Annotated in this window: 9 protein-coding genes; 2 read left to right on the top strand and 7 right to left on the bottom strand. The window is 64.2% G+C overall.

All coding sequences use genetic code 11. From position 1 onward, the window contains the following. Positions 1–127 precede the first annotated feature (127 nt). From VGC77_RS01975 to VGC77_RS02005, 7 genes are all read right to left on the bottom strand, one after another. Positions 128–1231: a sodium ion-translocating decarboxylase subunit beta gene (locus VGC77_RS01975; RefSeq protein WP_331169882.1), complete on the bottom strand. Its 1104-nt coding sequence runs from the start codon at positions 1229–1231 to the stop codon at positions 128–130. A 113-nt stretch (positions 1232–1344) separates the two neighbouring features. Further along, a complete protein-coding gene (locus VGC77_RS01980; protein WP_331169883.1) occupies positions 1345–1509 on the bottom strand; it encodes a hypothetical protein in 165 nt (54 codons plus the stop codon). Positions 1510–1549: 40 nt separating this feature from the next. Next, on the bottom strand, positions 1550–1957 hold the full coding sequence (locus tag VGC77_RS01985; protein WP_331169884.1) for a biotin/lipoyl-containing protein: 408 nt from the start codon (positions 1955–1957) through the stop codon (positions 1550–1552). Between the two features lie 16 nt (positions 1958–1973). After that, positions 1974–2270: a hypothetical protein gene (locus tag VGC77_RS01990; RefSeq protein WP_331169885.1), complete on the bottom strand. Its 297-nt coding sequence runs from the start codon at positions 2268–2270 to the stop codon at positions 1974–1976. Between the two features lie 82 nt (positions 2271–2352). Beyond that, complete coding sequence (locus tag VGC77_RS01995; protein WP_331169886.1) at positions 2353–4020, bottom strand: putative transporter; 1668 nt, start codon at positions 4018–4020, stop codon at positions 2353–2355. 1026 nt (positions 4021–5046) lie between these two features. Beyond that, positions 5047–5193: a hypothetical protein gene (locus VGC77_RS02000; RefSeq protein WP_331169887.1), complete on the bottom strand. Its 147-nt coding sequence runs from the start codon at positions 5191–5193 to the stop codon at positions 5047–5049. 325 nt (positions 5194–5518) lie between these two features. Further along, positions 5519–7057 (bottom strand): acetolactate synthase large subunit, encoded by a 1539-nt coding sequence (locus VGC77_RS02005; RefSeq protein ID WP_331169888.1) that lies wholly within the window; start codon positions 7055–7057, stop codon positions 5519–5521. Between the two features lie 177 nt (positions 7058–7234). Here VGC77_RS02005 and VGC77_RS02010 point away from each other — a divergent pair, with 177 nt between their 5' ends. After that, a complete protein-coding gene (locus VGC77_RS02010; RefSeq protein WP_331169889.1) occupies positions 7235–7810 on the top strand; it encodes a L,D-transpeptidase in 576 nt (191 codons plus the stop codon). Between the two features lie 65 nt (positions 7811–7875). Continuing rightward, positions 7876–8664, top strand: coding sequence for a DUF2927 domain-containing protein (locus tag VGC77_RS02015; protein WP_331169890.1), 789 nt, complete (start codon positions 7876–7878; stop codon positions 8662–8664). The last annotated feature ends 371 nt before the right edge of the window (positions 8665–9035 follow it).

The raw sequence follows: 9035 nt of genomic DNA on the forward strand, positions 1-9035 counted from the left end.
GGGCCGGCGCCTCGATCGGGACGGCGCGCCAGCGGGCGTCCGAACGGGCCTCTCTATCACGTCAGCCCCGCCTTGCCCATGACGGGCAAGGCGGGGCTGTAGTCTTAGGGCGTCGCGGCGGGCGATGCTATTTGACGCCGAGCAGCGCCAGCATGATGCCGCCGGAGATCGCCGTTCCGAACACGCCGGCCAGGTTCGGACCCATCGCGTGGTAGATCAGCAGGTTCTCGCGATCTTCCTTGGCCGCGACGATGTGGGCGACGCGGGCGGCGATCGGAACCGAGGCGATGCCGGCCGAGCCCAGGCACGGATTGATCTTTTCACCTTCCTTGAGGAACAGGTTCATGATCTTGGCGCCGATCACACCCGAGGCGGTGCCGCCGAGGAAGGCGATCAGTCCGAGGATCACGATCTCGATGGTCTTGAAGGTCAGGAAGGTGGTGGCGTTCATCGTCGAGCCGATGCCGACCGTCAGGATGATGATGATGACGTTCATCAGATCGTTGGCGGCGGTCTTGTACAGCCGATCCGTGACCAAGCATTCCTTGAACAGATTGCCCAGCATCAGCATGGTGATCAGCGGCGCCACCGGCGGGAAGAACAGGTTGACGACGATGCCGATCACCACCGGGAACGCGATCTTCTCCAGCCGGCTCACCGGCCGCATCTGCTTCATGCGGATCAGCCGCTCTTTGCGGGTGGTCAAGGCCTTGATCACCGGCGGCTGGATCAGCGGCATCAGCGCCATGTAGGAATACGCCGCCACCGCGACCTGCGGCAACAGATGCGGCGCCAGCTTGACGCAGACGAACACCGCCATCGGGCCGTCGGCGCCACCGATGATGCCGATCGCACCCGCCTCGTTGATCGAGAAGCCGAGCGCCTTGGCGCCGATCAGCGCGATGAAGATGCCAAGATGCGCCATCGCGCCGAGGATCACCAGCTTGGGATGGGCGATCATCGGTCCGAAGTCGGTCATCGCGCCGACGCCGAAGAAGATCAGCGGCGGAACGATCAGCAGTTCGATGCCGTGATAGGCGTAGTTGAACAACCCGCCGGGCAGGATCAGGTCGGAGCCCGGCACGTTGGAGATGACGCACGCAAACCCGATGCCGATCAGCAGCAATGGTTCGTACTTCTTGACGATAGCGAGGAGGATCATGGTGACGCCGATGGCGATCATCACGACGTTGCCCCACCAAAAATGCGAGACGCCTGTTTGATCAAGCATCGCTTGTAAAAAGCTCAAGATCTCATGAACCATTTTCTAGATTCCTTCTTCAACTCGGCAGTCGAGCCGGCGATCGCCACCCTGTGGCACCGCGCGCTGACGGCAATTTGTGATCAGTGGCTGGATTTTTTGATGGCTTCGTCATCCAGCTTGCCGAGCTTGTTCAGCAACGGAAACGCCGCCAGAACAAATCCGATGCCGGTGATCACGAAAATGCTCAGGAAGAAGTCGACAAAGCTCAGTACAACGGCGCCATAAAGGCTATCTGGAACTACCATGGTCTTTCCCTTCGTAGGTCGTTACGGTTGTGGAGGACCATCAGCCGATCGAGATGATCACCTGGCCGGTGCTGACGCTTTCCGCCGGCTTGACGAGAATCGCCTTGACGGTGCCGCCGACCTTGGTGATCGCCTCGGTCTTCATCTTCATGGCTTCGATCACCGCGACCCGGTCGCCGGCCTGCACGGCCTGGCCGATCCGGACGTCGATGGAATCCACCACACCCGCAAGCGGGGCGACGACGTCGCCTTCGCCGGCCGCAATGGCGGCGACGGGGGCAGCGACCGGCGCCGGCGCGGCGGCCACGGCGACGGGGGCCGGTGCGGCCGGCGCTTGCGCCACAGCCACCGGGTGCGCAACGGAGCCGCTGTGGGCGGCGTTGCCTTCTTCTTCGACAACGACGTCATAGGCGCGGCCGTTGACGGTGATCTTGAATTTCTTCAACACGGTTTCCTCTCCTCAATCAGTTGGGCTGGTGAGACGTCTGGTGCATCCAACGTCCCTCTGAAGCCCAGGTGTGGTCGATCTGGCGTTCGATATGCACGATGTGGTGGCAGCCCCGCATGGCGTAGACCGCCGCCGCAATAACGGCGATGTCGTCGTCAAACGTCGAGCTCAGAACTTCGGCGGGCTTCGCCCCGGCCGCATCTTGCGATGCGTCCGGGGCTTGGTCTCGCGCCGCCCTGAGGCCTCGAATCAGCCACATGACGAGGGCTATCGCCCCAAGGACGGCGAGGCCGTCGATGATCATGTCGTTCATTTCAAGGCTTCCTTTTCAACCTCGAGAGATTGATCTCAGATTTGCAGAACGTACTATTATGCGTAGCAACGGTACCCCGTCGTCAAGCCATGACCCAAAAGGCGGCCAAGATGATCTGGGGTGTTAGGATCCGCAGGCACATGGTCAACGGATAGACCGCGGCGTAGCTGGTAGCCTGAGCGTCCGACGGACTGAGCGCATTGGCGAAGGCCAGAGCCGGCGGGTCGGTCATGCTGCCGGCGAGCACGCCGCAGAGCGTGAGGTAGTTGATCTTGAAGACCAAGCGGCCGATCACGCCGACGACGAAGATCGGAACGAAGGTGATCAGGGTGGCGCAAGCCATCCAGAGCAGACCGTCGCCGTGCACCAGGGTGCCGATGAAGCTCTTGCCGGCATAGATGCCGACGCAGCACATGAACATCGTGATGCCGAACTCGCGCAGCGCATTCGTCGTCGCCGGCGGCATGTGCCAAACCAACGGACCGATGTGGCCGATGCGCGACAGCAGGATCGCGACGACGACGGGACCACCGGCCGAACCCAACTTGATCGCGGCAGGCAGACCGGGCACGAAGAACGGAACCGCGCCCAGCACCACGCCCAGGAAGATTCCCAGGAAGATCGGAATCATCTGAGTGTGCTGCAAAGCCTTGACTTCGTTGCCGAGCACCTTCGCCAACCTGTCGAGCTGCTCTTCGGTGCCGACGCAGGTCAGCTGATCGCCGAACTGCAGCTTCATGTTGGGGTTTTGCACAAGTTCAATGCCGGCGCGGGTCAGGCGCGTGATGATCACGCCGTGCAGCATCGACTGATCCATGTGCTTGCCCAGCACCTGGCTGCGCGTAACGACGAACTGCTGCTTCCGGATCGGACTGGGGACCGTCTGCAGATTGACCACGGCTTCCGAGCCGAGCGCGTCGCGGAGTTCGACGAGCTTGGAGCGGGAGCCCACCGCCAAAATCGTATCGCCGACGGCGATGCGTTCGTCGGATTCCGCCACGTGCTGCGTGCCGGAGTGCATCACACGGCTGACAACAACGCTGTGGGACTGCACCGTCGGCAGATCGCAGAAAGCCTGACCGCTGACGCGGGCATTGCTGACGTCGATGCTCATCGTCTCCACGGCGCTGATATTGGCACCCTGCTCCTTTTGCCAGGCGTCGGCGCTGGCTTCAACATTGACGCGGAAGAGGATGCGGATCAGCGCCATGGTCAGCAGAATGCCGATGACGCCGAACGGATACGCCACGGCATAGGCCTGACCGGGAATGCCGATCTGCTCGGCGGTGGCGTTGACTTCCTTCAGCATCGCCATGCCGGCGGCGAGCGACGGCGTGTTTGTCGTGCCGCCCGAGAACAGGCCGACGACGACTTCGAGCGGAAGGTTGAAACCAAAGTGAATCGCCACGGTGATGACACCGCCGATGATCACGATGCTCGCAGCCAGGATGTTGAGTAGGACGCCCTCTTTCTTGAAGGCTTGGAAGAAGCCCGGACCGACGGTGATACCGACGGCATAGACGAACAGAATAAGCCCGAATTCGCGGGCAAACTCGAGGATATGCATGTTCATCTTCAGGCCGAAGTGGCCGAAGGCGAGACCGATGAACAGTGGCCCGGCGATGCCGAGCTTGACCGCACCGATCTTGATTTCGCCTACGGCTAGGCCGCAGACCGCGACAATGCTCATGGCGACGACGGCGTTGACGGTGCCCTCGCCGCTGAAGAAGAGGCCGTACAACCAATCCATTTTGGTGTTCCCCCGGGTTACAACGGAAGCCTGCACCCTGCAGGCTCCGACGCCGTGAAACTCCGCTGGAAAACACCCGAATACTAGACTGGCTGATGTCAAGACGGGCTGGCTAAGGACTAGCCGATACTAACGAACGGATAGTCCTAACAATGCTCCCCAAGACGGGGCCACGCTCGCGTAAGCCGCAAGCCGCACCACAGCGCTCTGGATGCGTGCTTGCTCGCGCCTGTTCGTCAGGCGAAACTCTCATCCCTTAGACTAATGCCGTCGACGACAGCGGCGGCGCTCCGCGGCAGGCAACATCAGTTACGACTGCAAGATCCAACGTATTGATGCGGGCTTTATTCGGCCGACAAAGGTCAGGCCGGCCATCGTCTTCTTTGGCATTTGCTAACAGACGCGTGCGCTCGCTGCGTTGCGCACAACCGTCGCTCTTCCATCCTGGGATTAGTGCGGCGAGCAAGCGCAATCTGCGATCGTCATGCTGAGGCGGCTGACCTCGTCGACTCGTTGACCGCGGTTTGCGATGCGCGCTTGCTTCGCCGACCGTGGATGTCGCGCGCAACGCGGCGGACCGGGACGTCGCGCGAAGCGCATGACCGAGCGTGCGCAGCCGCGCTTGCTTCGCTCGGCATCGACCTGCGCCGGATCGGCGCAGCAGCCCATGCCTGATCAACGCCAGGGGATTGCGCCGCCGACAGGCTCAGCGAACCTGTCCGAAGCGATGCGACGTCTCGTGACTTGCCGACCAACTGCAACTGATCGATGCGCCGGCGGCGGCGTTGCGCGCATCATGACGTGCGCGAGAAAAGCGCGTCGGAGGGACAGCGAAAGCGCGAGGCGGACAGCGGCGGTGGCCAGCGCCGCCGGCGGGCCACACCTCGGTTGAGATCCGCCGCGCCGAGAGTGTGCCCGAACGGCCGGCCTGCAAAGGATTATGCGGCTGCATTTTCGCGCGCCGCTGCGCCGGCCCTCGGCGCGCGATGACCAGCCGTGCTTGACAGGGCTGCGGTCGCCCGATGCTCAGAAATGAAACCGCCACACCACCACGATGGTGGCCACGGTCAGCGCCAGGCTCAACACCCAGCCGGTGAAATAGCGCGCCCCCGGGGCGCCGATGCCGCTCATCGCCTCCATGCCGGGTCGGGCGCTTCGCCAGTGGTCTGCCATGTCGACCTCCTGAAAACAGGATAATCGGCAGCCGTGCCCCCGGTTCCGCGCTTCCATAAATTGAGTGCGCGGCGTCCGGCAACGTTGACGTGAAGTCCGGCGCGGATTCCGAGCGACCCTGCCGGCGCTGTTATCAATTTGTTAACTTTGCTCTGTATAAGATCAACTTATGTGAGGCGGACCGGATGTACGTTCGTTTCTCAGAGGCTCGGAGTGAAAACTTCGGGCCGTCGTTTTTTGTGGGGCGCGGTTTTCGAACGAGCCGCCGCGCCGGCCGCCGGCTGGCATGCCCCTCGCGGAAGCCCGGCGCCCTCCCCGTCGCCGATCACATCACCACTTCGATCAGTTTTGGCCCCGGCTCGGCCACCGCCTCGGCCAGCGCGGCGCTGAACTCTTCGGCGGTGGTCACTGAGCGCGCCGGCACTCCCATGCCCTTGGCCAGCGCCGGCCAATCCAGCGTCGGGCGGTCGATGCTGAGCATATCCAGCGCCCGCGCGCCCATCGCGCCGGCGCCGACGCCGTCGAATTCGCCCTTCAAAATCTGATAATTGCGGTTGGCGAACACGATCGTGGTGACGTCGAGGTTTTCGCGCGCCTGGGTCCACAGCGATTGCAGCGTGTACATCGCCGAGCCGTCGCCGACCAGGCAGATCACCTTGCGGTCGGGACAGGCCACCGCCGCCCCGGTCGCCACCGGAGTCGAAAAGCCGATCGAGCCGCCCATGTTCTGCAGCCAGTCGTGCGGCGCCGACGCCGCGGTCGGCGGAAAGAAGCCGCGGCCGGTGGTGATCGATTCATCGACCACGATGGCGTGTTCCGGGATCGCCAGCGCGATCGCCAGCGCGATCGCCGCATGGGTCAAGGCGCCGACCGGCTTTACGAGCTCGAGCAGCGGTTGCGGCTGGGCGTCCTGCGGCTTGGTGCCGAGCGCGCCGGCCAGCGCCTCCAGCGCCGCCACCGAGTGCTCGCCCGGCGCGGTCATCCGATGCACCTCGCAGCCCTCCGGCTTGAGCAGGCTCGGCTTGTTCGGATAGGCGAAGAACGCCACCGGATCATTGGCCTCGACCAAAATGATGTGGCGGAAATCCTTCAGGATCGGCAGCGCCAGCTCGATCACATAGGGAATCCGCTCGATCGCAAAGCGGCCGCGGCCGCGCGCCATCTTCGGATTGTAGGTCTGGCCCATCACCTTGCAGCCGGTCTTGCCGGCGATCCGCGAAGCCATCGCCAGGCCGCGCTCGGTCAGCGCGCCGCCGGTCAGCAGCAGCAGCGTCGGCTCGCCGCTGCGCAGGATCTTGGCGGCGGCCTCCACCGCCTGCGGCGAATAGCTGGTGCGCTGCGACTGTTGCGGCACCGCGGCGATGCCGTCGGCCTCGTTCCAGGCGGTGTCGGCCGGCAGGATCAGCGTCGCGATCTGGGCGTGGCGGGCGGCCGCGATCGCGGCGGCGCCATCGCCCGCCACCGACGGCGCATCCGGCGAGGTGCGCACCCAGGCCGACATCGGCCGAGCCAGGCCTTCGATATCGGAGGTTAAAGGCGCGTTGTAGTCGATGTGATAGGTGGCGTGCTGGCCGACGATATTGACGATGCCGGAATTGGCCTTCTTGGCGTTGTGCAGATTGGCAAGCCCGTTGGCGAGGCCGGGGCCGAGATGCAGCAGCGTCGAGGCCGGCTTGTTGCGCATCCGGAAATAGCCGTCGGCGGCGCCGGTCACCACGCCCTCGAACAGCCCGAGCACGCAGCGCATGCCCTCGACCCGATCCAGCGCCGCGACGAAATGCATCTCCGAGGTGCCGGGATTGGCGAAGCAGACGTCGACCTCGCCGGCCACCAGAGTTCGCACCAGACTTTCCGCACCGTTCATGTTTCGAAGCCCTCGGCTGGGTTGCACGCCGGCGACGATCAACCATCGTTGCGCGCCGGCGTCAAAGGTTTACCGAGCCGCGCCAATCCGGCATTCACCACTCACGCGGCCGTGGCTTGCGAAAGCCGGCGCTTTGTGGCCAGTTCCGCGGTGAAAATTGCACTCGCGGGGAAACAGATGAACAGAGTTGCTGCGGCGTTGGTTGCGATGGGCGTGTTGGTCGGCGGCGTCGGGGCGGCCTCCGCCCAGGAGGACTCCCGCAGCTTCATGGGCTTTGGCCCGAATTTCTTCGGCGGCGCCAGCGAGGCGAATCCGATCCCGCGCACCATGGTGAATTTCGCCGGCAACTACGCGCCCGGAACCATTTACATCGATACCGCGGAACGCCGGCTGTATTTGATTCTGCCCGGCGGCCAGGCGCTGCGCTACGGCATCGGGGTCGGCCGCGACGGCTTCCGCTGGGGCGGCGTGCACCGCATCTCGGCGAAGAAGGAATGGCCAAGCTGGACCCCGCCGTCGCAGATGCTGCGCCGGCGCCCCGACCTGCCGCGCCACATGGCCGGCGGCATCGACAATCCACTCGGCGCGCGTGCGATGTATCTCGGCTCGACGCTGTACCGCATCCACGGCTCCAACGAGCCGGAGACCATCGGCCAGGCGGTTTCCTCGGGCTGCTTCCGGATGACCAATGAGGACGTCCAGGATCTCTACGATCGCGTCCGCGTCGGCACCACCGTGGTGGTGAAGAACTGAGCCAGCGCGGTCTCCGTCGGCTCTTTCAAGCCGCAGCCATCCTGATCGCGGGCTTGGCGGCGTCGATGCCGCCGCGGCCGGCGTCGGCCGAAAAGCCAAGTGGCGCAACAAAAACCGTCGCGACAAAAAGCGGTGGCACGAAAACCGTCGCGGCGAAGCAGCGCGCCGAGCGCAAGCTGTTCAGCGACGCCGAAATCCTCGACGGCTTCTTCAAGACCGCGTTCGGCGCCGAATTTCATCTCGCCGGCCGCGTCGACCGCATCCGCCGCTATGACGGCCCGGTGCGGGTCGCGATCACGGGTGTCGCGCGACGCGACCGCACGACGCAGCTCGGCCGGGTGATCGCCGACATCGCCACGCATGTCGCAAATCTCGACATCGCGCTGGCGGAGCCCGGCGCCGAGGCGCAAGTCACCGTCACCCTGGTGCGCGACCGCAATCTGTATCCGGCGATCGCCAAATCCTATGGCGTGGAGCGCGCGCGGGAAATCCGTTCATCGCTCGATCCGCAATGCCTGTCCGGCTTCCGCAAGAACGAGCGCTACGAGATCCAGCATTCCGACGTCCTGCTCACCGTCGACAATGGCGACTTCGTGTTTCTCGATTGCGCCTATGAGGAGCTGCTGCAGTCGCTGGGGCCGATCAACGACACCGACTCCGTGCCGTGGACGATGTTCAACGACGACGTGCAGATGGGGTTCTTCGACGTCTACGACCAGTACATCCTCAACATCCTGTACCACCCGCTGATCAAGCCCGGCATGACCGTGGCCGAGGTCAAGGCGGTGCTGCCGCAGGTGCTGCCCGAGGTGCGGGCGTTCGTCGCCAAGCTGAACGGGTTGCGGCAGGAGTGAAGCGCGGGGCTCCACACCAAGCGTCATTCCGGGGCGCGAGGGCGTCAGCCCGAGCGAACCCGGAATGACGGCAGTGGGCGTCGATCACCCTCCCCCTCCAGGCAGGTCAATCGCATGCAAGAGATTGCGGTTGCTGCGAGGACGACCCTCCCCTGGAGGGCAGGGCGATCGCAGATGATGTCGGAGAGCGTTCAGAGTGCAGCTCTGGTCGTGAAGTAGCCTGTGCATGTCAACGGGTCGTCCCTGCGCACGCACTAAGGCATGCACACATCTCTGAGGCTCCATCCTGCGGCGATGGCGGAGAAGCGTTCGAGGCCGTGCTTGAAGGTGATGGGGCCGGGAGGTTTGGACGATGGATAGCCGTCCCAGCC

Origin of the sequence: Rhodopseudomonas sp. (assembly GCF_036404135.1) — a bacterium.
GTDB lineage: Bacteria > Pseudomonadota > Alphaproteobacteria > Rhizobiales > Xanthobacteraceae > Rhodopseudomonas_A.

Bases quoted from the DNA above. Each gene is read 5' to 3' on its own strand.
- VGC77_RS01975 (WP_331169882.1), bottom strand. From the start codon at position 1,231: ATGCTTGATCAAACAGGCGTCTCGCATTTTTGGTGGGGCAACGTCGTG.
- VGC77_RS01980 (WP_331169883.1), bottom strand. From the start codon at position 1,509: ATGGTAGTTCCAGATAGCCTTTATGGCGCCGTTGTACTGAGCTTTGTC.
- VGC77_RS01990 (WP_331169885.1), bottom strand. From the start codon at position 2,270: ATGAACGACATGATCATCGACGGCCTCGCCGTCCTTGGGGCGATAGCC.
- VGC77_RS01995 (WP_331169886.1), bottom strand. From the start codon at position 4,020: ATGGATTGGTTGTACGGCCTCTTCTTCAGCGGCGAGGGCACCGTCAAC.
- VGC77_RS02000 (WP_331169887.1), bottom strand. From the start codon at position 5,193: ATGGCAGACCACTGGCGAAGCGCCCGACCCGGCATGGAGGCGATGAGC.
- VGC77_RS02005 (WP_331169888.1), bottom strand. From the start codon at position 7,057: ATGAACGGTGCGGAAAGTCTGGTGCGAACTCTGGTGGCCGGCGAGGTC.
- VGC77_RS02010 (WP_331169889.1), top strand. From the start codon at position 7,235: ATGAACAGAGTTGCTGCGGCGTTGGTTGCGATGGGCGTGTTGGTCGGC.
- VGC77_RS02015 (WP_331169890.1), top strand. From the start codon at position 7,876: ATGCCGCCGCGGCCGGCGTCGGCCGAAAAGCCAAGTGGCGCAACAAAA.